Origin of the sequence: Pseudomonas sp. NFPP28, assembly GCF_900115535.1 — a bacterium.
Classification (GTDB): domain Bacteria; phylum Pseudomonadota; class Gammaproteobacteria; order Pseudomonadales; family Pseudomonadaceae; genus Aquipseudomonas; species Aquipseudomonas extremorientalis.
In genome coordinates this window covers 16,355-41,070 of sequence record NZ_FOWT01000014.1, presented here as the reverse complement: position 1 = coordinate 41,070, position 24,716 = coordinate 16,355, and the positions used below count along the sequence as shown (strand labels likewise).

Sequence of the window (24,716 nt, the reverse complement as noted above, 5' to 3'; positions counted from 1 at the left end):
CTGCCCGTCGGATGTCGTTCAAGGAATTCATATGTCGCCCTGGCTGACGGTTGTAGGCATCGGAGAAGACGGCTTCAAGGGACTGGGCAGGAACGCCCGGCATGCCCTGTTGCACGCCACGCGGATTATAGGCGGCCAGCGCCAGTTGGACCTGTTGCCGGTGTGTATCCGTGGCGAGCGCCAGGTGTGGCCGAGCCCGTTTTCCCTGGAACCGGTGCTGGCGCGGCGCGGCGAGCCGGTGTGCGTGCTGGCCAGCGGCGATCCGATGTTCTATGGCGTGGGGGCCAGCCTGGCACGGCAAGTGCCCGCTGAAGAGTTGCTGATTTTACCGGCGCCCTCGTCGGTGTCCCTGGCGGCGGCGCGGTTGGGCTGGCCGTTGCAGGACGTGGTGACGTTGTCCGTGGTGGCCCGACCGTTGGCCGCGATCAACGCGCACCTGGCCAGTGGCGTGCGCTTGTTGGTGCTGAGCAATGACGGTCGCAGTCCTGGCTTGATTGCCTCGTTATTGGCGCAGTCCGGTTTCGGCCAGAGCCGGTTGAGCGTGTTCGAGCACTTGGGCGGCAGGGATGAGCGGCGTGTGGAAGGTATGGCGGATGAGTGGCAGCACGCCTGCGTCGCCGATTTGAATCTGCTCGCCATCGACTGCGTCGCCTCTGGGGCAACACCGCGCCTGTCGCGCCTGGCAGGCCTGCCCGACTCAGCCTTCAAGCACGACGGCCAACTGACCAAGCGCGATGTGCGCGCCATGACCCTCGCCCGCCTGGCCCCCATGCCCGGTGAGTTGCTGTGGGACGTGGGCGCGGGCAGCGGTTCCATCGGTATCGAGTGGATGCGTACGCACCCAAGCTGCCGCGCGTTGGCGATTGAAGCCGATGAAGGTCGCCAAGGCCTGATCGAACACAACCGCGACGCCCTTGGCGTGCCCGGGCTGCAACTGGTTCGCGGCAAGGCGCCCGAGGCGTTGAGCGGCCTGGAAGCCCCGGACGCCATCTTCATCGGCGGCGGCGTCACCCGCAACGGCGTGCTCGATACCTGCTGGCAACACCTGCGCCCCGGTGGTCGGCTGGTGGCCAATGCCGTGACCCTGCAAAGCGAAATGACCCTGATGAACTGGCGTGCCCAGCATGGCGGCGAACTGACGCGCATCCACGTGGCGCAGGCGCAGCCGTTGGGGGAATTCGATACGTGGCGCCAGGCGTTGCCGATTACCTTGCTGGAAGTGGTCAAGCCGCTATGAAACGCATCCTGCTGTTGGGTGGCGTGACTGAAGCGCTGGCCATTGCTCGTACGCTGGGCCCGGAACATATCTACAGCCTGGCCGGGGTTGGACGTGTGCCCACCGACCTGACCTGTCAGGTGCGAGTCGGTGGTTATGGTGGTGCCGAGGGCTTGGCGCGATTTGTTCGGGATGAAGGGATTGGGCTGATTGTCGACGCGACCCATCCATATGCCGCGCAGATCAGCCGCAATGCCGCCGAAGCTGCGCGCGCGTGCGGCGTGCCTTGCTGGGCATTGCGCCGACCGGCGTGGCAGCCGCAGATGGGGGATGACTGGCGTGCGGTGAGTGATTGGGCTTCGTTGATTGAAGCGTTGAAGCCCTTCAAACGCCCGCTGTTCACCTTGGGCCGCGAGCCGTTGCAGCATCTGGATGAAATCCCGCCGGAGCAGTTCTGGACGCTGCGCGCACTGGATGTGTACCCGGGGAATGCGCGGTGTGAAGTGATTGGCGCGCGCGGGCCGTTTTTGATTGCGGATGAGCGTGCGTTGTTCGAGCGGCGCGGCATTGATGTGCTGATCAGCAAGAACAGCGGGAGCACGGCAACGGAGCCGAAGTTGGAGGTGGCACGGGAGCGCGGGGTGCCGGTGTTGGTGTTGAAGCGGCCGGTGTTGGCGATGGTAGATCGAGAATTCACTACTGTGCCTGCGGTACTACAGGCAATCGCCACTCTCTAAACACCATCGATTCAGTGTGGGAGGGGGCTTGCCCCGATTACGGTGTATCAGTCTAAACATCTGTGACGGGTCCATCGCCATCGGGGGCAAGCCCCCTCCCACATTTAGAACGGCATCATCACGCAGCGCTTTTCGTTGGCCCGGCAGCATCGTGTACACGCTCCGCAAGCAACTGCGCCAGCTCAATCAACTGCGCGACGCCGAGCAATGCTTCGCGTGGCGCGCCTTCCAGGTTGAAGGCAATGTCACAACTCAGCGCATTGGCTGAGGCCAGGGTTTCGCTGAGGTTGACCAAAAGGTCTTCACTGCTGATTCCATCGGACACGGTGAAAAGCCGGACGGGTCCATCCCTGAGGGCTCGCCATTACTGACAAGATCTGTAAGCCACCCTCAACTCGACCTGCCGAACAGACGATTATCGAACACATGATCGCAAATTCCGAGTTTGCGGACGCACTCAGCGTTGAAGCCGAAGCCCTGAAATCGGATGAACCTGAAGTAGCAGCGCGATTAAACCAATGGCTGGAAAAGGCCCAATACCTCCCTGACAGAAAGACAGGATTCACTCGTTTCGACGCCGCTGACTATCTCCTAACGCAAGAATATATGGATGCTTTCCTCGAAGCCTGCATCGAAGAGGACCCAGGCGATGGTTCTTTGATCAAAATAGGGAGAGACGACATTGCTCGCGCAACCCGCAGGCTCAACACCAAGCGATAGCCGAACACTGGCAAAATGTGGGAGGGGGCTTGCCCCCGATGGCGGTGTGTCAGCCACTGGTTTGTTGGCTGGGCTGGCGCTAGCGGTGGCAAGTGAATCGTTGCACCAGCCCTCCCACATTTGAACTGTGCAGCTTTGAAGATCGGCATCCACTCGATTCCCCGTCTATCCTCAAACCAGTCACTGCGACACCAAACCACACCGCCCCTTTTTACTTATCCCCACCGATCAGGCTAAATACCCGCCTGATCGTTTAACCCTACGGATTGTCCGCCATGCCCCGTCAACGCTTTGCAATTGCCTGGATCGCCTGCCTTGCAGTGCTGTTCAATGCCTTTGCCATGCCGATGGCCAGCGCGATGCAGCAGTCCAGCGATCCGGTCCGGCAATTGCTGTGGGGCAGTTTCTGTTCCTCAAATGGCGCAAGCCTCAAGACCATCGCCCTGGGCAAGCTGGAGATCCCGGCGCCGCAGCAGGACGATCATTCCACCATGCAGCATTGCTGGTGTTGCTCGGGCTCGGCACCGTTGGTGGCGTTGCCGGGGCATGTGCCGCAGTTGTATCTCACCCAATTCAATACTTCACAGCGCTTGCCGCCGCCCCGGCTGCACAGCCCGCCCCCGCGTCAGCAATGGCCAAGCCTCAACCCCCGCGCCTCTCCAACGGCTTGATCTTCTTCGCAAGTGAACTGCGTTTAGAACCGTTCTGGAGAACTGCCATGCTCAAATCTTCCCTGCTTCTGGCTGCGTTGTTGCTGCCGGTGTTCAGTGCTGCCAATGCCGATGACTACAAGGCCGGCGACCTGCTGGTCAGCGATCCCTGGTCCCAGGAATTGCCACCGAATGCGCCAACCGTCGCGGCGTACTTTGTGATTCACAACACCGGAGAAAGCCCGGACCGCCTGCTCAGTGTCGACACCCCCGTGGCGGAAAAGGCCGAGCTGCATGAGCATGTAATGCAGGGCGACCTGATGAAGATGCAGCAGGTGCCCAGCGTCGCCGTACCGGCCAAGGGCGAGCTGACCTTCGCGCCCATGGCGTATCACGTGATGCTGCTGGGCCTCAAGGACCGCAGCCTGCTTGCCGACGGCAAGCAATTCCCGCTGACCCTCACCTTCGAAAAAGCCAGCAAGGTCGAGGTGGAAGTGTCGGTGCAGAAAGTGCCGCCGATGGCCACCCACGAGCACAAGCACGCCCAATAGGCTGACACTCGATGGGCGCCCCTCGCGCCAGGTTGTCTCCACATTCGCGTATGAAGCGCGGCAGTTGGATCAGCCTGTTCGCCATGCTGATGATCTTTATCGGTCCGCTGATTTCCCAAGCGATGCCGATGGACCATCACGCCGGTATGTCGATGGACATGCCGATGGACCACGGCGCCTCCCATCACCCCAAGGCGCCTGACGAACACCACGCCCTCTGGTCCAAGTGCGGCTATTGCGACCTGCTCTATAGCTGCCCCGCCCTGCCCGGCGGCGTTTCAATCCTCACCCTGAGCAGCCCGCCGCCCGCCAGCGCCCTCACCCCCGCCACACGCCTGGGCCATGCCCGGCAGAGCATCTTCCCCGGCGCCCGCAGCCGCGCGCCGCCCATCGCTTCGTAGGCACTTAACACCGTTACTTCACACCGGCCGACTTTAGACAGACAGCCGCAGGCTGCTGGCCGTGTTGTTTACGATTGCTAGATGGAATGTGTCATGTCCAGGTTTCCTGCTGACTCCCGTATGGGATATACCCCTGTGCTCGCTGCCCTGTGCGGCGCGCTGCTTGCCCCTCACGCTCAGGCCGATGACCACGCCGAACATGAGCTGACGCCCACCGTGATCACGGCAATCGCCCCCAGCTCACCGCTGACCGTTATCACCAACCCGAAAGACCCACGCCAACCGGTGCCCGCCAGCGATGGCGGAGACTACCTCAAGACCATCCCCGGCTTCGCCCTGGTGCGCAATGGCGGCACCAATGGCGACCCGGTGCTGCGCGGCATGTTCGGCTCACGCCTGAACATCCTCACCAACGGCAGCATGATGCTCGGCGCCTGCCCCGGCCGCATGGACGCCCCCACCTCGTACATCTCGCCCGAGACCTACGACAAGCTCACCGTGATCAAAGGCCCGCAAACCGTGCTCTGGGGCCCGGGCGCATCGGCCGGCACCATTCTGTTCGAGCGCGAGCCGGAGCAGTTCGGCGAACTCGGCACACGTCTCAACGCCAGTGTGCTGGCCGGTTCCAACGGGCGCTTCGACAAGGTCATCGACGCTGCTGCCGGCGGGCCACTGGGCTACGTGCGGGTGATCGGCAACCAGGCCCACGCCGATGACTACAAGGACGGCAACAACGACACCGTCGCCTCGCGCTATGACAAATGGAATGGCAATGTGGCGGTCGGCTTCACCCCCGACGCCGACACCCTGCTGGAACTCACCGCCGGCCGTGGCGATGGCGAGGCGCGTTATGCCGGGCGCGGTATGGACGGTTCGCAGTTCCTGCGCGAGAGCCTGGGGCTGCGCTTTGAAAAGTCCAACATCGGCGAGGTGCTGGATAAGGTCGAGGCCCAGGTCTATTACAACTACGCCGACCACGTGATGGACAACTACAGCCTGCGCACGCCATCCGGCACCGGCATGATGGCGGGGCCCATGGCGTCCAACGTCGACCGACGCACCCTCGGCGCACGTATCAAGGCCACCTGGCGCTGGGCCGATGTGCAACTGATCGGCGGCCTGGACGCGCAGACCAACGAACACCGCCAGCGCAGCAGCATGGGCATCGACACCTACAAGGACTTGCCCCGGGTCAAGGACGCCAACTTCCACAACTACGGCGCGTTCGGCGAACTGACCTGGTACGCCGCCGACCGCGATCGCCTGATCACCGGTGCGCGGCTGGACCGCGTTTCGGCCAAGGATCTGCGCCAGACCAGCGGCTCGGGGATGATGACCCGCCCCAACCCGACCGCCGACGACACCCGCGCCGACACGTTGCCCTCGGGCTTCGTGCGGTATGAACACGACCTGGCCGACAGCCCCACCACCCTCTACGCCGGCCTGGGCCACTCGGAGCGCTTCCCGGATTACTGGGAGCTGTTTTCCCCCAACACCGGCGCGGTCGGTTCGGTGAATGCCTTCGACGGCGTGAAGCCGGAGAAAACCACCCAGCTCGACTTCGGCGCGCAATACAAAGCCGACGACCTTGAAGCCTGGGCCTCGGGTTACGTCGGCCGGGTGCAGGACTTCATCCTGTTCGACTACAGGCCCGGCATGATGGGCACCACCTCCCAGGCCCGCAACGTCGACGCGCGCATCGTGGGCGGCGAATTGGGCGCGGCCTACAAGCTCACCCGCAACTGGAAAGCCGACGCCACCCTCGCCTATGCCTGGGGCAAAAACAGCAGCGACGGCAAGGCGCTGCCGCAGATGCCGCCGCTGGATGCACGACTGGGCCTGACCTACAGCGAAGACGACTGGAGCGCCGGTGCGTTGTGGCGCGTGGTCGCGGCGCAGAACCGCATCGACCAGAACAAAGGCAATGTGGTCGGCAAGGACTTCGACAAGAGCGGCGGCTTTGGCGTGTTCTCGCTGAATGCGGCGTACCGCATCAACAAGCACTTCAAGGTCAGCACCGGCGTCGACAACCTGTTCGGCAAGGCCTATGCCGAGCACCTGAACCTGGCCGGTAACGCCGGGTTCGGCTACCCGGCGAGTGACCCGCAAGCCATCAAGGAGCCAGGCCGAACACTCTGGACCAAAGTCGACATGAGCTTCTAAGAGCATCGCGGGCAAGCGCCCTCCCACACTTTTGATGTTGTGAACACCATCAAATGTGGGAGGGGGCTTGCCCCCGATGACGGCCGACCAGACACAAAAAATTCAAAGCCTTGCGGAGCCCAATGATGAGCACTCAAAAAATATCCTTCTACAACCTGGCCTGGCGCTGGCACTTCTACGCCGGGCTCTTCGTCGCCCCTTTCATGGTGCTGCTGGCCCTGACCGGCATCATCTACCTGTTCAAACCCCAGCTCGACCCGCTGATGTACGGCGACCTGCTCAAGGTGCAGAGCGCCGCGCACGCCCTGAGCGCCGACGAGCAACTGCAACGCGCCCAGGCGGCCTACCCCAAGGCCGCGATCAGCAAATACCTGCCCCCCGCCGACGCCACCAGCAGCGCGCAATTCGTGACGCATCAGGACGGCCGCGAAGTGACGGTCTTTGTCGACCCCTATCGCGGCACGGTCCTCGGCGAGCAGGATGCCAAATACAACCTGCAAGCCATCGCCCGCGCCCTGCACGGCGAGCTGATGATCGGCACGGTCGGCGACCGTCTTGTAGAACTCGCCGCCGGTTGGGGCGTTATGCTGGTGGTGTCGGGCCTGTACCTGTGGTGGCCGCGCGGCAAATCATCAGCCGGTGTTCTATGGCCACGCTTCACCACCCGTGGCCGGGTGTTCTGGCGCGACCTGCATGCGGTCACCGGTTTCTGGGGCGCCTCGCTGTTGCTGGTGATGCTGCTCAGCGGCATGACCTGGACCGGCTTCTGGGGCAAGCAGTACGCCGAGCTATGGAATCGCTTTCCAGCGGCGATGTGGAACAACGTGCCGCAGTCCGACCAGCAGGCGCGCAGCCTCAATACCGCCAGCCAACAGACCGTGCCCTGGGCCATGGAGAACACGCCGATGCCGATGTCCGGCGACCACGCCGAGCACATGAACCACGGCGCCATGCACGCCGGTCCCGCTGCACCCACGGTGCGCCTGCAACAGGTGGTCGACCTGGCCAACGCACGCCACGTCGAGCCCGGCTACAGCATCACCTTCCCCACCACCGCCGAAGGTGTGTTCACCGTCGCGGTGTTCGCCAACGACCCACGCAACGACGCTACCCTGCACGTCGACCAGTACACCGGCAAGGTCCTCGCCGATGTGCGCTGGGAGCATTACAACCTGGTGGCGCGCGCCACCGAGACCGGCGTGATGCTGCACGAAGGCAAGATGTTCGGCTGGGTCAATCAGCTGATCGTGCTGCTGATCTGCCTGATGATCCTGCTGAGCGCGGTCAGCGGCGTGGTGATCTGGTGGAAACGTCGTCCGGTGGGCGGGCTGGGCGTGCCGCCGCTGCGCCACGACCTGCCGAAGTGGAAAACCGCGATGGTGATCATGTTCGGGCTGGCGATCATTTTCCCGCTGGTGGGTGCGTCGTTGATCGTGGTGTGGGTGCTGGACCGCCTGGTGTTGTCGCGGCTGTTCGCACAACGTGAATCTGCCTCAGGTTCGACATGAAGTCGGCGAGATGCCCTACATAGAGGCGTTATGTAGTCTTACGCGGGCTTTCGCCCACGCCGCAGTAAGTGTTAACTTATAACACTTACTGCTTACTCCAGCTCGCCGCGCCCAGCGGCGAGCACTGCCTTCAAGAAGACTTTTTCGTCCGATGAACAAGTACCTCGCGTCCGGCCTGTGCCTGCTCGCCCTGCATACCAGCGCCCAGGCCCTGACCCTGCCCGCCAGCCCCGTCACTGCACCTGCCGTGGACGATGACCACGTCGACCTCAAGACCCCGACCACCGCCGGTTCGCGCCTGAACCTCAGCGCCCTGCAAACCCCCGGCAGCGTCGAGAGCCAGACCGGCGTGCAGATCCGCGAACGCGGCGACGCCAGTGTGCAGGACGCGATTTCCCGCGCCACCGGCATCAGCCGCACCGGCACGCCGGGCGACGGCGGCACCTCGTTGTCGGCCCGGGGTTTTACCGGCCAGGGCTCGGTGATGCAGTTGTATGACGGCAACCGCATGTACATGGGCATGGGCACCTCGACCTTCCCGGTGGACACCTGGTCGGTGGAGCGCGTCGACGTACTGCGCGGCCCGGCCTCGGTGCTGTACGGCGAAGGCGCCACCGGTGCGGTGATCAACACCGTGCCGAAAAAGCCTTTCGAAGGCGAGATCGAAAACCACATCCACCTCGGCTACGGCTCGTATGATCGCCAGCAACAAGCCCTGGACAGCGGCGGCTCGCTGACCGACACCCTGAGCTACCGCCTGAACCTCAATCGCCTGCGCAGCAACGGATTCATCGACCGCGGCGACTCCAGCAGCGACTTCGTCAGCGGTGCCCTGCGCTGGCAGGCGGCAGACAACCTGAGCTTCACTTTCGCCAGCGACTACGGCGACCAGCGCCCGCAGAACTACTTCGGCACACCGCTGATCAACGGCCAGTTGCACAAGGGCCTGCGCAACAAGAACTACAACGTCAGCAACGACACCCAGCACTACAACGACCAGTGGACACGCCTGACCAGCGAGTGGCAGATCAACGACAGCGTCAGCGCCACCAACGAGCTGTATTACCTGAAAAACCAGCGTCGCTGGCAGAACGCGGAGAACTACAACTTCATCGGCGGCCAACTGACCCGCAGCGGCAACTATGGCATCAAGCACAACCAGGAACAGGTGGGCGACCGCCAGACCTTCACCTTCAAGCACAGCCTGTTCGGCCTCGACAGCCAGACCGTGACCGGCGTGGAATACAACCGTATCCGCTTCCGCCTGGCCAGTAACTCGCCGTTTACCGACACGTTTGCCAGCGGCCAACCCATCGACGTGAACCACCCCGCGCCGGGCCAGTTCGCCAGCAACGACCCGTTCAAGCCGCTGTTCGCCAGCACCACCAAAACCGTCGCCGGCTTCGCGGAAAACCGCCTGCAGCTCACCGACCAACTGTCGCTGATCACCGGCATCCGCCGCGACTACGCGCACATCGACCGTGATGACCTGCGCACCGGCAGCCAGTCCGACAAGACCCTTACCGGCAATAACTGGAAGGCGGGCCTGGTCTACGCGATCACGCCCGACACCTCGGTCTATGGCCAGTACGCCACCAGCACCGACGGCGTCGGTGGCCTGATTTCCCTGAGCCCGGGCCAGCAGCAGTTCGACCTGTCCACGGCCAGGCAGACCGAGATCGGCATCAAACAGGCCTTCTGGGATCAGCGCGGCGAATGGACATTGGCGGCGTATCACATCGTCAAAAAGAAACTGCTCACCGACGTGCCGGGCAATCCGAGCCTGCAGCAGCAAGTCGGCCAACAATCCTCCCGTGGCCTGGAAGCCAGCCTCGACCTGCAACTGCCCCACGCCTGGCAACTGCAAGCCAACGCGGCCATCGTGCATGCGCAGTACGACGACTTCAAACAGGACGTCAACGGCGTGCAAGTGTCCCGCGACGGCAACCGCCCGGTGGACGTCCCACGTCGCACCGCCAACCTGTGGCTGAGCAAGGCGGTGACCGACGATATCCGCGCCGGTGCCGGTGTGCGTTATGTGGATGCACGTTATGCCGACATGGCCAACCAGAATGAGTTGCCCAGCTACACCGTGGTCGATGCCACCGTGTCGTGGAAAGCCCTGCGCAACACCACCCTGGGCCTGCAGTTGAACAACCTGTTCGACCGCACCTACGCCGTCAGCCAATACAACGACGGCCAGCAGTGGATCCTCGGCGAACCACGCTCGTTTTTTGTCACGGCGGACTACACCTTCTGATGACCGCACTCACCCTCAGCGACCTGGCCTGGACCCCGCCGGGGCATGACCATTGTCATCACCAGTTCCAACTGCGTGACGCCAGCCTGCAAGTCGGTGCGGGAGAGTTCGTCGGCCTGATCGGGCCTAACGGCAGCGGCAAGACCAGCCTGTTGCGCTGCGCCTACCGGTTCAGCAAACCGGCGTGCGGCGACGTGTTGCTCGACCATCAGAACGTGTGGAAACAGAGTTCGAAGTGGTGCGCGCAACGCATTGCCGTGGTGCTGCAGGAGTTCCCGGATGCGTTCGGCCTGCGCGTCGATGAAGTGGTCGCCATGGGCCGTACGCCGCACAAGGGCCTGTTCGACGGCGACACGCTGCACGACCGGCAGTTGATCCAACGGGTGCTGGCGTCAGTCGGCATGCACGGCTTCGAGGATCACGCTTTCGCCACCCTGTCCGGGGGTGAAAAGCAACGTGTGATCCTGGCCCGCGCCCTGGCCCAACAACCGCAGCTGCTGATCCTCGACGAGCCGACCAACCACCTCGACCCGCGCTACCAACTGGAGCTGCTGCGGCTGGTCAAGCGCCTGCACATCGGCACCCTGGCGAGCATTCACGACCTCAACCTGGCCGCCGCCTTCTGCGATCGCCTGTATGTGATCAACCACGGGCGCATCGTCGCCAGCGGCACGCCCCATGAGGTGCTGACCCGCGAACTGCTGCGCGATGTGTTTGGCGTCGAAGCGTTGATCGATCCCCACCCGCTGTCCGGCTACCCCCGAATCACCTGGATAACCCAACCATGATCCTGCGTTCGCTGCTTGCCACTACCTTGTTGTTCAATGCCACCGGGGCACTCGCCGAAGCGACCCACTACCCGGTGACCATCAAGAGCTGCAACCGCGACGTGACCTTCCAGGAAGCGCCGAAACACGCGGTCAGCCACGACATCAACATGACCCAGATGATGCTCGCCCTCGGCCTCAAGCCGAGCATGGCCGGTTACAGCGGCGTTACCGGCTGGAAGTCGGTCACGCCGGAAATGGCCGGGCTGCTCGACGGCCTGCCGGAGCTGGCGAGCAAGTATCCCTCGGTGGAAACCCTGCTCAACGCCAATGTGGATTTCTTCTTCGCCGGCTGGGACTACGGCATGCGCGTGGGCGGCGACCTCACGCCAAGCACGCTGCAACCCTTGGGCATCAACGTGTATGAGCTGACCGAATCCTGCGCCTTCGTGATGAAGCGCCCGGCCGCGACCCTGGAAGACACTTATAACGACCTGCGCAACCTGGGCAGGATTTTCGATGTGCAGGACCGCGCCAATGCCTTGATCGCGCAGAGGCAGGCGCAGGTCGCCGAGGTGCAACAGGACCTGCCCGCCGACAAGCCCCGGGTGTTCCTCTACGACAGCGGTGAAGACCGCGCCATGACCTCCGGCCGCCTGGGCATGCCCCAGGCGCTGATCGACGCGGCGGGCGGGCGCAACATTCTCGATGACATCGACGCCAGTTGGACCCGCGTCAACTGGGAGACCGTGGTGGAGCGCAACCCGCAGGTGATCGTGATCGTCGACTACAGCGAAGTCACTGCCGAGCAGAAGGAGCAATTCCTGCTCAACAACCCGGCGCTGCAAGCGGTGGATGCGATCCGCAACCAGCGCTTTATCGTGATCCCTTACGTGCAGGCCACGCCGGGTATCGACAACGTGCTGGCGGTGGAAACCCTGGCCAAGGGGTTCCACGGCGAATGATCACCCGTCGCTATGGGCTGCTGCTCGCCACGCTTGGCGCGGTGCTGCTGGTCTCCTGCGTGCTCTCGCTGGGCTTCGGCCCGGCACGGGTGCCAGTGGACGTCGTGTGGCGCATCCTGCTGTACAAAGCGCTCGGCATCGGTGAAGTGAATTGGCCGGCCGGGCAGGAACATATCGTGTGGCTGATCCGTGTACCGCGCATGCTGCTCGGCGCGCTGGTGGGCGCCGGGCTGGCGTTGATCGGCGCGGTGTTGCAGGCAGTCACGCGCAACCCGCTGGCCGATCCGCACCTGCTTGGTGTCACGTCCGGCGCCACCCTGGGCGCGGTGATCGTGGTGCTGCATGTGGGCGAAGTCATCGGCCTGCTGACCTTGCCCATCGCCGCGTTTGTCGGAGCTTTGGCGAGCATGCTGGTGGTGTTGGCCGTGGCCAGTCGCAACGGTCGCCTGGAAAGCGATCGTCTGTTGCTGTGCGGTGTGGCGGTGTCCTTTGTGATGATGGCGGCGGCCAATCTGCTGCTGTTCATGGGCGACCATCGCGCCGCCTCGGCGGTGATGTTCTGGATGCTCGGCGGCCTCGGCCTGGCGCGCTGGGAGCTGCTGGCGATTCCGGCGCTGACGGTACTGCTGGGACTTCTGGTGCTGCTGGGCATGGCACGCCCGTTGAACGCGCTGATGGCCGGCGAACAGACCGCCGTGACCCTCGGCCTGAACGCCCGCACCGTGCGGCTGAAGGTGTTCCTGGTGGCCTCATTGATGACCGGTGTGCTGGTGTCCATCAGCGGCTCCATCGGTTTTGTAGGGCTGATGGTGCCGCACATCGCTCGGCGTCTCGTCGGTGCCGAGCATCGCCGCCTGCTGCCGATCTGCGTGCTGCTGGGCAGTCTGTTCCTGGTCTGGGTCGACGTGGCCGCCCGCACGCTGATCGCCCCTGAAGACCTGCCCATCGGCGTGGCCACGGCGGCGATTGGCGGGGTGTTTTTCATCGGGCTGATGCGCAAGCGCTGACCGCGCCCCGTTGTAGCGCATAGCGATGCACCTGGCACGCAGCCCTGCCATTTGATGGTGCGCAACCCGAGCGCAACACGCGGCCAGGCGACTATTTCATGCCTTTTCCCGACTAGGCACAGCGCTTGCAATCACCTCCTCGACTTTGTCCCTCTCATAACAATCTTGAGTTCACGGAGATCGCACCATGAAGCGTCGTAGCTTGATCAAGGCTTTCACTCTTTCGGCGTCCATTGCCGCCATGGGCATGACCTGGACGATCCAGGCCGCCGAGACCATCAAGGTCGGCATCCTGCACTCGTTGTCCGGCACCATGGCGATCTCCGAAACCTCGCTCAAAGACATGGCGCTGATGACCATTGACGAGATCAACGCCAAGGGCGGCGTGAACGGCAAGATGCTCGAACCGGTGGTGGTCGACCCGGCGTCCAACTGGCCGCTGTTCGCCGAGAAGGGCCGCCAGTTGCTGACCCAGGACAAGGTCGCCGTGGTGTTCGGCTGCTGGACTTCGGTGTCGCGCAAATCGGTGTTGCCGGTGTTCGAAGAACTCAACGGCCTGCTGTTCTACCCGGTGCAATACGAAGGCGAAGAGATGTCGCCGAACGTGTTCTATACCGGCGCGGCGCCCAACCAGCAGGCGATCCCGGCGGTGGAGTACCTGATGAGCGAAGAAGGCGGTGCGGCCAAGCGCTTCTTCCTGCTGGGCACCGACTACGTGTACCCGCGCACCACCAACAAAATCCTGCGCTCGTTCCTGCACTCCAAGGGCGTCGCGGATAAGGACATCGAAGAGGTCTACACCCCGTTCGGGCACAGCGACTACCAGACCATCGTCGCCAACATCAAGAAGTTCTCCGCCGGCGGCAAGACCGCGGTGATCTCCACCGTGAACGGCGACTCCAACGTGCCGTTCTACAAAGAGCTGGCCAACCAGGGGCTGAAAGCCACCGATGTACCGGTGGTGGCGTTCTCGGTGGGCGAAGAAGAATTGCGTGGTATCGACACCAAGCCCCTGGTGGGCAACCTGGCGGCCTGGAACTACTTCCAGTCGGTGGAGAACCCGGTGAACAAGAAGTTCGTGGCCGACTGGAAAGCCTACGCCAAGAAACACAACCTGCCGGGCGCGGATAAAGCCGTGACCAACGACCCGATGGAAGCCACCTACGTGGGCATCCACATGTGGGCGCAGGCTGCCGAGAAAGCCAAGTCCACCGATGTCGACAAAGTGCGCGAAGCCCTGGCCGGCCAGACCTTTGCCGCGCCATCGGGCTTTACCCTGACCATGGACAAGACCAACCACCACCTGCACAAGCCGGTGATGATCGGCGAGATCCAGGCCGATGGGCAGTTCTCGGTGGTGTGGCAGACCCAGGAGCCGATCCGCGCACAACCGTGGAGCCCGTACATCCCCGGCAATGACAAGAAGCCGGACTATGCGGTGAAAAGTAACTAAGCCCCAAGCGCAGATAACAATGTGGGAGGGGGCTTGCCCCCGATAGCTGAGTGTCAGGCTCTGCATGTGCTGACTGACCCACCGCCATCGGGGGCAAGCCCCCCTCCCACATCAAGCTTGTCCGCGCGTGATCAGGACATTTGTTTATGCCCACTGCCCTCTACCGCTGTTTACTGGCTTTGCTGCTGTTGCTGCCTTTGGCCGCACACGCCAGCGACGCCGAAGACTTCCTGTCCGCCAACCCCACCCAACAAGCCAAACTGCTCCAGGACTGGGCCGCCCAGCCTGACCCGGCGCGCATCGAGCTGGTGGACGCCCTGCAACAAGGTCAGCTCACCGTCAACGGTGAGACCAGGACCGTACGCCTGAACAACCGCCTGCGCGGCCTGATCGATAACGTGCAGGCCAGCCAGCAACTGCTCGCCGCCGACCCCAAGGTGCGTCTGGCCGCCGCGAAGACCTTGCAGAAAAGCGCGCAACCCGCGCAGTTGAAATTCCTCGACCAGCAAGTCGCCACGGAAACCGATGAGCAGGTGCACAGCGCCCTCAGCCTGGCACTGGCCAACCTGCAACTGGTCGACACCGACCCGGCCATTCGCCTGAATGCCGTGCGTTTGCTCGGCAGTACCGGCGACCCGTTGGCCCGCACGCGCCTGGAAGCCCTGCTTGCGCCGGGCGTTGAAAGCGATGCCGCCGTGCATACCGCCGCCGAAACCAGCCTGGCCCAGGTCAAGCGCAAATTGATGATCGGCGAACTGCTCGGGCAAGCCTTCAGCGGCATGTCCCTGGGTTCGATCCTGCTGCTCGCGGCCCTGGGCCTGGCGATCACCTTCGGCCTGCTGGGCGTGATCAATATGGCCCACGGCGAGATGCTGATGCTGGGTGCCTACTCCACCTACGTGGTGCAACTGCTGATGCAACGCTACGTACCGGCGGCCATCGAGTTCTACCCATTGGTCGCGCTGCCGGTGGCGTTCTTCGTCACCGCCGCCATCGGCATGGCCCTGGAGCGCACGGTGATCCGTCACCTCTACGGGCGGCCCCTGGAAACCCTGCTGGCGACCTGGGGCATCAGCCTGATGCTGATCCAACTGGTGCGCCTGGTGTTCGGCGCGCAGAACGTCGAGGTGTCCAACCCGGCGTGGTTGTCCGGTGGTATCCAGGTGCTGCCCAACCTGGTGCTGCCGTACAACCGCATCGTGATCATCGCCTTTGCGCTGTGCGTGGTACTGCTGACCTGGTTGCTGCTGAACAAGACCCGCCTGGGCCTCAACGTGCGGGCGGTCACCCAGAACCGCAACATGGCCGCCTGCTGCGGCGTGCCCACCGGGCGCGTGGACATGCTCGCGTTTGGCCTGGGTTCGGGTATTGCAGGTCTGGGCGGGGTCGCTCTGAGCCAGATCGGCAACGTCGGCCCGGACCTGGGCCAGAGCTACATCATCGACTCGTTCCTGGTGGTGGTGCTTGGCGGCGTCGGTCAGTTGGCCGGCAGCGTCACGGCGGCGTTCGGCCTGGGCATCGCCAACAAAATCCTGGAACCGCAGATCGGTGCCGTGCTCGGCAAGATCCTGATCCTCGCGCTGATCATTCTGTTTATCCAGAAACGCCCGCAGGGACTCTTCGCACTGAAAGGACGGGTGATCGACTGATGAACCAGCCATTGATGCTCACGGCCACGCAAAAGGCCGGCCCCAAGCTGACGATTGCCCTCGGCGCGATGATCCTCGCGGTGCTGCTCGCGCTGCCGCTGCTGTCGCTGTTGCCGCCGGACAATCTCTTTCATGTCTCGGCCTATACCTTGACCCTGGTGGGCAAGATCCTCTGCTACGCCATCGTCGCCCTCGCCCTCGACCTGGTGTGGGGCTACGCGGGCATGCTGTCCCTCGGCCACGGCCTGTTCTTTGCGCTGGGCGGTTATGCCATGGGCATGTACCTGATGCGCCAGGCCGCCGGCGATGAGCTACCGGCGTTCATGACCTTCCTGTCGTGGACCGAACTGCCGTGGTACTGGGTGGGCACCGAACACTTCCTCTGGGCCTTGTGCCTGGTGGTGCTCGCGCCGGGGTTGCTGGCGCTGGTGTTCGGCTTCTTCGCCTTCCGTTCGCGGATCAAGGGCGTGTACTTCTCGATCATGACCCAGGCCCTGACCTTCGCCGGCATGCTGCTGTTTTTCCGCAACGAGACCGGCTTTGGCGGCAACAACGGCTTCACCAATTTCCGCAGCATCCTCGGGTTTGGCATTACCGAGCCGGGCACGCGGGCGGTGCTGTTTGTCGCCACCGTCGCCTTGCTGGTGGCCAGCCTGTACATCGGCTGGCGCCTGGCGCAGAGCAAGTTCGGCCGGGTGCTGACCGCGCTGCGCGATGCCGAGAACCGCCTGATGTTCTGCGGCTACGACCCGCGTGGTTTCAAGCTGTTCGTGTGGGTGTTGAGCGCGGTGTTGTGTGGTTTGGCCGGGGCGCTGTATGTGCCGCAGTTGGGCATTATCAACCCCAGCGAAATGTCGCCGACCAACTCCATCGAAGCCGCCGTGTGGGTGGCCCTGGGCGGGCGCGGCACGCTGATCGGCCCATTGCTCGGCGCTGGCGTGGTCAATGGCATGAAGAGCTGGTTCACCGTGGCCTTCCCGGAGTACTGGCTGTTCTTCCTCGGGGCGCTGTTCATCCTCGTCACCCTGTACCTGCCCAAGGGCGTTATCGGCCTGTTGAAGAAATGAGGAACGTCATGCTGGAACCCATTTTCGATGCGGGCAGCGGCCGCGATGCCATCGGCCTTGGCCAGGCGGCCGGCAAGGGCCTGAACACCCGCCACGGCACCATCCTGACCCTGGAAGACATCAGCGTGAGCTTTGATGGCTTCAAGGCCCTCAACGACCTGAACCTGTACATCGGCGTCGGCGAACTGCGCTGCATCATCGGCCCCAACGGTGCGGGCAAGACCACGCTGATGGACGTGATCACCGGCAAGACCCGCCCCAGCCACGGCACCGCCTGGTTTGGCGAAAACCTCGACCTGACCGGCATGAGCGAAGTGCAGATCGCCCAGGCCGGCATCGGTCGCAAGTTCCAGAAACCCACGGTGTTCGAGGCCTTGAGCGTGTTCGAAAACCTGGAGCTGGCGCAGAAGACCGACAAATCGGTGTGGGCCAGCCTGCGCGCACGCCTGAGCGGCGAACAGAAAGACCGCATCGATGAAGTGCTCGACACCATCCGCCTGACCGCCTGCGCACCGCGCCAGGCCGGGTTGCTGTCCCACGGCCAGAAGCAGTTCCTGGAAATCGGCATGCTGCTGATGCAGGACCCGCAACTGTTGCTGCTGGACGAACCGGTGGCGGGGATGACCGACGCCGAGACCGAGTTCACCGCCGAACTGTTCAAGCGCCTGGCGGGCAAGCATTCGCTGATGGTGGTGGAGCACGACATGAGTTTTGTCGGCTCGATTGCCGACCACGTGACCGTGCTGCACCAGGGCAGCGTGCTGGCCGAAGGGTCGCTGGAGCAGGTGCAGGAAAACGAGCGGGTGATCGAGGTTTACCTCGGTCGCTGACCAGGACACTGGCTTGCTTTATGTGGGATCTAAGGAGGTTTGAGAATGCTGCAAGTCGACAAGCTGCACCAATACTACGGCGGTAGCCACATCCTGCGCGGGCTGTCCTTTGATGTGAAGGTCGGCGAAGTCACCTGCCTGCTCGGGCGCAACGGCGTGGGCAAGACCACCTTGCTCAAGTGCCTGATGGGCCTGTTGCCGGCCAAGGAAGGCGCGGTGACCTGGGAAGGCCGGGCCATCACGGCGTTCAAGCCGCACCAGCGGGTGCACGCCGGTATCGCCTACGTACCCCAGGGCCGGGAAATCTTTGGCCGGCTGACGGTGGAAGAAAACCTGCTGATGGGGCTGTCGCGTTTTGGCGCGAAGGAGGCCAGGGAGGTGCCGGCCTTTATCTACGAATTGTTCCCGGTGTTGCTGCAAATGAAACACCGGCGCGGCGGCGACTTGTCCGGTGGCCAGCAACAACAATTGGCCATCGGCCGGGCCCTGGCCAGCCGGCCGCGCCTGTTGATCCTCGATGAGCCCACCGAAGGCATCCAGCCTTCGGTGATCAAGGAAATCGGCGCGGTGATCCAGAAGCTCGCCGCACGCGGTGACATGGCGATCCTGCTGGTGGAGCAGTTCTACGATTTCGCCGCCGAGCTGGCCGACCAGTACCTGGTGATGTCCCGGGGCGAGATCGTGCAGCAGGGGCGCGGAGACCAGATGGAAAGCGAGGGCGTGCGCGGCCTGGTGACGATCTGAGCCGCCCCCCCCTTCAACGCTCAACCGTGCGGCACTTTGCGCAGCTCCATCAAGAACCGCGACGCGACATGCCCCCTCGGCTGCCAGAATGAATCGGGCTCCAGCACATACAACCTGCCGGAATTGAACAGCGTCGTGAGGGCCTCGCGGGTACTGACCCTGGGTTTGTCCGATTCGGGATCGACCCAGCCGAACAGCAACAAGTCGTGCTCGGCACGCTCGAAGCTGGGCGCATAGACCAACAGCGCGCCCGCCCTGGGGGTGAAGTAGTAACGGGCACCCACCACGTTATCCTGCCTCAGCATATCGACCACGAACCGACACTCTTTTTGTGAGATGAAGTTGTCGGCGATGGCCTGTTCATACCGATCCGCCGATTGCTCCAGACCGACCTCCCACTTGTGCAGTTGCTGCACGCCCATCACGCGATAACCCGCCGGGTACTTGGGGCGCGGCGTGGTGCGTGGGTCCAGGTTCATCACCCCGCCAAACAGGCGCTGGTAGGCACGCGTGCCGCTGCGCAGTCCCACATAGACACTGGGCCCGCTGTCGTCCACCGGCTCACTGGCCAGGTAACTGTTGCCTGCCGGGTTTTGCAGGATGGCGGCCATCCACGCCTTGCCTGGAGCGGCCGGGTAGCGGCGCCACAGATCGCGCGCGGCGTCGTCCGGATGGGAGAACAACGGCCCGAGGGCAACCCTGGCATCCAGCGCCTCAGCGGCCGTAGAGCCGGAACGCTCGCTCCAGGTTTGCAGGACGGGGCCCTTGCCGGCCCAGATATCACCCGTCACCAGCACATCGAGCTGCCCCGCACGGGCGACCTGGAGGATGTATTCACGGGGGTTGAAGTCCCCATTCAACCGCTTGATGTATGCCTGCAACTGCGGCTCGGCATCCCAATCATCGTCCAGCCGCGTGGCCTGGTATTTGAGCAAGGCGCTGTCGGCGCAGGACAGGTACAGCGGCAGAAAGGCCGCTGCGCCGGCATTTTTTCTCGTACGCACCACCCCCAACGCGGCGCGCAGCACACTCGGCGGGATGAACGCGTGATACACCGGGGACGCTCGCAATTCTTGCGGCTGCCGGGCCGGGGCGTACAGGTACAGTGCCGCCACCGTACAGCCCACCGGCAAGCGCCCGCCCAGCAGCACCCGATCATAGGGGAACCTCTTGTCTTCACCCTCCACCGGCAGGCTGGCCATCCAATGCCCGTTGGCCAGTTTGAAGATAAATCCGTAGGTCAGGCGCTCGTGCCCGCCCGCCCGCTCATGGGCATCGCGTGCGGCGTCGTCGATATGGCTGAACACCGGCCCCATGGCACGGTCCGCCGTGGCGTGGATGAACCGATCCGGGCTCAGGAACCCACGGGCAGGCAGCCAGGCGCTGCCCAGGGCCTGTGCATTGCCCCACAACGCACTGCCCTGCACCACCGACAGGGACGCGACGTTAAGTACCCGGTTGACGTATTCGACAGGCGTCAGGCGGCCATCGCGCATCTGTTGCTCCAGCTGATTGCTCAGTGGGTCGTGGGGTGTCCGCCCGGCCGGTGCCACGGCTTGCCTGAGTGCCTCAAGGTCGTCTGCCAGCCGGCCTTGCTGCGTCGTGCCCAATGCGTTTTTGCAACTGAACCCGACTACCGAACCGTCGAGCCCGAACAGATACTCATGGCTCCACAGGTGCTGGCAGGTGAGTGCCGTGGCCAGCACCTCGGTGGAAAACATCGCCCGGTAAACCGCCTCGCCGTCCTCATCCAGGATGAAGCCGGGCAATACATCGCGGCGCGAACGGTAGCGCCCCACCAGCGTCAGGCCAGGAGCCAGCCAGTCGGCACGCACATCCTCATCCGGCAGGATCCACTTGGGATCGAAATTCTCCGTCGCCACGGGCAACGGCTCGGTGGCGACAAACAGGCCATCGACACGCTTGAGCAGCAAGCCTGCGTAGATCTTGTCACGACGCTCACCCACTCGTTCGTGTGCATAGCGCACGGCGTCGTTCTGATCAAAGAACGCCGGGCTCAACGCTCTGCGACTGAAGTCCGCATAGGGCAGCCAGTCCGCTCCCAGCCTGTTGCTTTCCTCGTCCCAGCATTCGCTGGTCACCAACACGCCAAGCCAGCTGGTGGCGATGACATTCCTGATAAAGGCCTGGGCTGACAACTGACCCGAACTCAGTCGGGTGTGTACGTCCTCAAAAATACCGGACGATTGTTTGACCGGGTCGAAGAGCCGCGTCGAAATGTCTGCCTGGTACTCGAGCAAGGCATTATCCAGAGTGGAAATGAACACAGGCAGGGTCACCTCGCTGCCCGTATCCCGCCAACGCCTGGCGGCCAGGAAGGCGCTGTACAAGTCAGCCGAGGACAGGAAGTGCCTGGCCAGCCAGCGCTGTGGATTCTGCAGCGCCTCGGGCATCCACCGGCGCGCGTACACCAAACCGTGCAACTCGAACGGCGCGGGGTAGATGAACGCCCCGTCCTCCTGGGCGGCAAACAGACTTGCCTGGGTGAACAACGGGTTGGCCGCGTCTGCGGGGACAAATTCGCTCACCACGTACTCATCCTTGTCGGCGTGCTTGAGCAAAAACGCAAACGCCGTCTGGGCCGGGTGATAGCCCCGTCGCAGGCGTCGGTGGGCGTCCGTGACGGCATCCCGGGCAGTGGAAAATATCGCGCCGAAAGCCACCTGTTGCGGTCTTGCAAAAGGTGCCGAGGCCGGGTACGGGCGCCAGGTTGCCAAGACATTGCCCGGCGGTCCCCACAATGGGCTGCCGAGCACAATGCGCAGGCCCAGGGCGGATACGTGTCGCACCATGGCCAGCGGCTCGCGTGCCTCAAACCCACTACCGGGCGCCACCTCGGCCATCAGCGCTAATTGTTCCTTGGCCCCCGTGAGATCAAAGGCGATCAGGCCATCTTCATCACAGGAGAGATACCCGGTGGAGACCCAGTGTCGATTGCCGATCAGGCTGTGCAGGTCGGCATCGCTGAACCGTTGCCAATCCACGCTGGCCTCTTCCCGCGTCCAGCCCTGGCGCTGCATATGCCCCCGATCCAGGCGCGCCAGCGAACGGCATGAGGCGTACTGTCCATGCAGCGTGTAGGGTTCGGGGACCAACAGCACGCCGGCATGATCCACGGGGAATACTGTCTCGAGGGCAAAGCGCCCGGCGTCGGTGCAAGCAATCGGCAAGGTGGCGATAAACCGCTGGTCCGGCGTCCTGAGGATGCAGCCGCAGTACTGCGCGTACCGAGCGGCATTCACCTGTTCATGGGCAAACCGCGCCGCATCATCGGCATGCAGGAACGGTGCGCTGAACACCGGCGTCCGATACCGGGCGAAGGGTTTCCAGGTTTGCTCCACGCGCCCGGTCACGTCCCAGAGCCGGCCGGCCACCTGCACCGACAGCGCCCCTGCCGCCGCAACCCGCAGCACGTACTCAGTGGGCGTTACCGCACCGGAGAGCAGGCTGGCCTGGTGACCGTTATCGGTGACGCGACCGGTAGGCGTGACCCCATACAACTGGCTCTCGAGGCCGGTCCCGCTGAACCGGTATTGCAGTTGCGCGCCATCTCGGGTGCTCAGGTAAAACGAACGCAGCGTCCGGTCCGCTGCCCGTGCCTGGGCGATCGCCGCGCCGAGGTCCTCGGGCGCCACAAAGCTCTCGTACAGCCAATGCTCTCGAGTATTCATCCCAAGGGCTGGGAGCGACTGATAGCAAATGCCGTGCAGTTCATGCCCCTCGGGTATCACTGGCTCGCCCTTGGCATCGCGTGCGAACACCGATGCAGGCGAAAACAACGACCTGCCGACCGCCTCGGTCAAGGGTAGGGGCAACGTGGCGAAATACGCTGGGGCCTGGGTGTCTTTGAGAATGAACGCGACCTGCCTCACTCCCGGCTTGAGGTTGAACCGGGCGTGCACCACTTCAGCCGCCAGTTCCGGGTGAGACACGACCCAGGTATACGCCGGCTCCACCGGAGTCACCGCTACAAACGGCTCAAAGGGTTGCCATGTGACAGGCACCCGGCCCCGGGAATTGCCGAACACCGGGTTTGTCTCGATGACATGAAACTCGCCCGCGCGCACCATCTTATCGAGGACATGCGGGGGCGCGCCGCGGAACCGGTCAAGCCGCGGCTTGATGGTACCGGTGCGCTGGATTTCCTGCAGCGCGTCATGAAGATCAAGTTCCAGCGCACTGCCACTGCGTACATATTTGATCAGCGAACCCGCCGTGCCCGAATAGTAGAGGCTGGGAATGGGTTGCCCACGCCTGGTGAAACTGGCGACATACGTCCGCAAAGGGACATTGAGGGTCAACAGCAGTCGTTCGTCCAGCGTCCATTCATCGTCATAATCCGAGCCAGCGGCCAATATCTTGCGTATTTTTTCCGGGTCGGTGTCCACGGCGATGAAAAAGCCGTGGTAGCGGTAATCCGGTGGCAAGGCCATGGCATCGAGCACGGTACCGAATGACAGGCCCATTTGCGCGAGCAGCTCGGTGTCGCCAATAGGCGCCGTCGACACGAACCTGCCGTCGCTGCGCTGCAGGATAAACCCCAGTTGCAGGATGTCGCGCTGACGCACGCGCTCATAGAGATAACGGGCCGCGTCATCGGCCCTGAAGAAGGCCGGGCTCAGGTCAGCCTGCTGCCGTTCAAACCAGGGCTGGACTTTCCCGAGGCTGCGCCAGATCGTTCCGCCCTCGCGGACGTTCAACTCGCCCATGCTCGCCAAGCGGTCGACATAACGGTATTCGGTCAGCGTACCGTCCTCGAGTTGCGGTTGTGCCGCCGCCCCATCCGCCCCCAGAAACGAACGCTCGGCATGCGTCCCCGAGAGGGTATAGCTCATCAGGCTTTTATCAATGAGCCGCTGATACAGGGTCGGCGACCTCTGTGGGTCGAACAGCGCCGGCGCCGATGCCAGCATCTCGGCCAGGCTCGCCAGGAACACCGGTGAAATCGCCGGCAGGCTCGCCGAGGTCCGGCCCAGCAGGGCACCCTCGATCAAAAAGCCTGGCGGCAACTGCGCCTGGCCATCGTTGCCCCGTGGAAATACCTGCGGGGGCAGCGCGCCTTCCGGGGTCAACCGTTCGCCAAGGGTACAGACATAGGCGTCCTCTCCCGTGGCCTTGAGCAGATACCCGAAAAAGGGCTGGTCGAGTGCCTTGTCGGTGGCGGGAATCAACTCGGACACGAGCGGCTTGGGCATGACCGGAGAGAAGAACGGCTGCATCCGGTCACCGCCCGTCAAGGGCCGACTCAGGGCCCAGTCGTTGAGTACCCATGCCTTGCTCACCCGCCCCCGCACGCCGCCCCAGGCACTGTTGGCCACCAGCACCGACAGTGCACCCGCCTCGGCCAGCGCCGGCACGTAGTCCTTGAAAAAATCGATGTTCGGGTGGTTGACCGGGTCAAGCTGGGAGAGGAACGCCTGCAGCTTCCCCCGGGTGCGCACTACAAATTTCAACAAGGTGCCATCCGGCCCGGACAGGTAGCTCGCCGCCACGTGGCCGCTCAACCGCTCGATGACCTGCATGTCCGGATACGAATACAGACCCCGCAGGAGGGTGCGCTCCCGGGGCGGGAACAGCCTGGCGGGAAAGTCGTCATCGGTATCGGGATGGGAGTGGTAGAACCCGTAGCAGGTATAGCCCGCCGGCAGGATCGGCTTGCCGTCCACGATCGGGATCACACTGTCGAGGGCAATCTGTTTGGCGGCGCCCCTTTTTGGCACCGTCGCGAAGTAACGCTCTGTGTACTTGAGAATCGCACCGCCGTACTCCCCCTCGCGTTTCTTGCCGATGTGCCGGTGGGCCCAATAAGCGGCGTCATCCGCGGTGATGAACGGCGGGCTGAGTGCCGGCAGGCCAGCGCCTGAGGCAGGTGTTTGCCGACTGTCATCGGCGTGCGGCGAAGCATGGGTATCCATCGTGAAGCCCCCTCGGGCGTGATCTGGGAAACGGACATTTAAAGCGCCCGTCCTTCCCGCAGGGTCTTAACTATGTGTGGTGCGCCAAGGCG

General features: G+C 63.6%; 19 protein-coding genes. 17 read left to right on the top strand and 2 right to left on the bottom strand.

The genetic code is table 11. The annotated features are described in order from the left end of the window. Positions 1 to 31 precede the first annotated feature (31 nt). Complete coding sequence (gene cbiE / locus BM110_RS28710) at positions 32 to 1,237, top strand: precorrin-6y C5,15-methyltransferase (decarboxylating) subunit CbiE (protein ID WP_093514646.1); 1,206 nt, start codon at positions 32 to 34, stop codon at positions 1,235 to 1,237. Next, the gene (locus tag BM110_RS28705) at positions 1,234 to 1,953 is read left to right on the top strand and encodes a cobalt-precorrin-6A reductase (protein WP_093514645.1); all 720 of its coding nucleotides are present in this window, start codon (positions 1,234 to 1,236) and stop codon (positions 1,951 to 1,953) included. The genes cbiE and BM110_RS28705 overlap by 4 nt, the downstream gene beginning before the upstream one ends. A 118-nt stretch (positions 1,954 to 2,071) precedes the next feature. On the opposite strand, the gene BM110_RS28700 is transcribed toward BM110_RS28705, so the two are convergent. Next, the gene (locus BM110_RS28700) at positions 2,072 to 2,278 is read right to left on the bottom strand and encodes a DUF6124 family protein (RefSeq protein ID WP_093514644.1); all 207 of its coding nucleotides are present in this window, start codon (positions 2,276 to 2,278) and stop codon (positions 2,072 to 2,074) included. Positions 2,279 to 2,379: 101 nt separating this feature from the next. Between BM110_RS28700 and BM110_RS28695 the strand changes: the two genes are divergently transcribed. The 15 genes from BM110_RS28695 (at position 2,380) to urtE (ending at position 18,688) form a co-directional block, all read left to right on the top strand. Further along, positions 2,380 to 2,673 carry a hypothetical protein gene (locus BM110_RS28695; RefSeq protein WP_092249918.1) on the top strand — a complete coding sequence of 98 codons (294 nt, stop codon included), beginning with the start codon at positions 2,380 to 2,382 and terminating at the stop codon, positions 2,671 to 2,673. A gap of 275 nt (positions 2,674 to 2,948) precedes the next feature. Beyond that, positions 2,949 to 3,344 carry a DUF2946 domain-containing protein gene (locus BM110_RS28690; RefSeq protein ID WP_093514643.1) on the top strand — a complete coding sequence of 132 codons (396 nt, stop codon included), beginning with the start codon at positions 2,949 to 2,951 and terminating at the stop codon, positions 3,342 to 3,344. Between the two features lie 47 nt (positions 3,345 to 3,391). Next, positions 3,392 to 3,874: a copper chaperone PCu(A)C gene (locus BM110_RS28685; protein WP_093514642.1), complete on the top strand. Its 483-nt coding sequence runs from the start codon at positions 3,392 to 3,394 to the stop codon at positions 3,872 to 3,874. Positions 3,875 to 3,885: 11 nt separating this feature from the next. Continuing rightward, positions 3,886 to 4,275, top strand: coding sequence for a DUF2946 domain-containing protein (locus BM110_RS28680; RefSeq protein WP_093514641.1), 390 nt, complete (start codon positions 3,886 to 3,888; stop codon positions 4,273 to 4,275). Positions 4,276 to 4,368: 93 nt separating this feature from the next. Next, positions 4,369 to 6,438, top strand: a complete 2,070-nt coding sequence (locus tag BM110_RS28675) for a TonB-dependent copper receptor (RefSeq protein WP_093514640.1) — start codon at positions 4,369 to 4,371, stop codon at positions 6,436 to 6,438. Positions 6,439 to 6,563: 125 nt separating this feature from the next. Continuing rightward, positions 6,564 to 7,946, top strand: a complete 1,383-nt coding sequence (locus tag BM110_RS28670; RefSeq protein WP_093514639.1) for a PepSY-associated TM helix domain-containing protein — start codon at positions 6,564 to 6,566, stop codon at positions 7,944 to 7,946. A gap of 151 nt (positions 7,947 to 8,097) precedes the next feature. Beyond that, a complete protein-coding gene (locus tag BM110_RS28665; protein WP_093514638.1) occupies positions 8,098 to 10,206 on the top strand; it encodes a TonB-dependent receptor in 2,109 nt (702 codons plus the stop codon). Continuing rightward, the gene (locus tag BM110_RS28660) at positions 10,206 to 10,994 is read left to right on the top strand and encodes an ABC transporter ATP-binding protein (RefSeq protein WP_093514637.1); all 789 of its coding nucleotides are present in this window, start codon (positions 10,206 to 10,208) and stop codon (positions 10,992 to 10,994) included. The genes BM110_RS28665 and BM110_RS28660 overlap by 1 nt, the downstream gene beginning before the upstream one ends. Next, positions 10,991 to 11,938: an ABC transporter substrate-binding protein gene (locus tag BM110_RS28655; RefSeq protein WP_093514636.1), complete on the top strand. Its 948-nt coding sequence runs from the start codon at positions 10,991 to 10,993 to the stop codon at positions 11,936 to 11,938. Before BM110_RS28660 ends, BM110_RS28655 begins: the two co-directional genes overlap by 4 nt. Beyond that, the gene (locus BM110_RS28650) at positions 11,935 to 12,945 is read left to right on the top strand and encodes a FecCD family ABC transporter permease (protein WP_093514635.1); all 1,011 of its coding nucleotides are present in this window, start codon (positions 11,935 to 11,937) and stop codon (positions 12,943 to 12,945) included. Before BM110_RS28655 ends, BM110_RS28650 begins: the two co-directional genes overlap by 4 nt. Positions 12,946 to 13,132: 187 nt before the next feature. After that, complete coding sequence (gene urtA / locus BM110_RS28645) at positions 13,133 to 14,398, top strand: urea ABC transporter substrate-binding protein (protein ID WP_093128435.1); 1,266 nt, start codon at positions 13,133 to 13,135, stop codon at positions 14,396 to 14,398. 146 nt (positions 14,399 to 14,544) lie between these two features. Further along, a complete protein-coding gene (gene urtB, locus BM110_RS28640; protein WP_093514634.1) occupies positions 14,545 to 16,047 on the top strand; it encodes an urea ABC transporter permease subunit UrtB in 1,503 nt (500 codons plus the stop codon). Beyond that, a complete protein-coding gene (gene urtC, locus BM110_RS28635; RefSeq protein ID WP_093514633.1) occupies positions 16,047 to 17,114 on the top strand; it encodes an urea ABC transporter permease subunit UrtC in 1,068 nt (355 codons plus the stop codon). The genes urtB and urtC overlap by 1 nt, the downstream gene beginning before the upstream one ends. Further along, the gene (gene urtD, locus BM110_RS28630; RefSeq protein WP_175538874.1) at positions 17,111 to 17,944 is read left to right on the top strand and encodes an urea ABC transporter ATP-binding protein UrtD; all 834 of its coding nucleotides are present in this window, start codon (positions 17,111 to 17,113) and stop codon (positions 17,942 to 17,944) included. Before urtC ends, urtD begins: the two co-directional genes overlap by 4 nt. A 45-nt stretch (positions 17,945 to 17,989) precedes the next feature. Continuing rightward, positions 17,990 to 18,688: an urea ABC transporter ATP-binding subunit UrtE gene (gene urtE / locus BM110_RS28625; RefSeq protein ID WP_071491627.1), complete on the top strand. Its 699-nt coding sequence runs from the start codon at positions 17,990 to 17,992 to the stop codon at positions 18,686 to 18,688. Between the two features lie 20 nt (positions 18,689 to 18,708). Here the strand turns inward: urtE and BM110_RS28620 are convergent, their stop codons facing one another. Further along, a complete protein-coding gene (locus BM110_RS28620; protein WP_093514631.1) occupies positions 18,709 to 24,624 on the bottom strand; it encodes a DUF4329 domain-containing protein in 5,916 nt (1,971 codons plus the stop codon). Positions 24,625 to 24,716 lie beyond the last annotated feature (92 nt).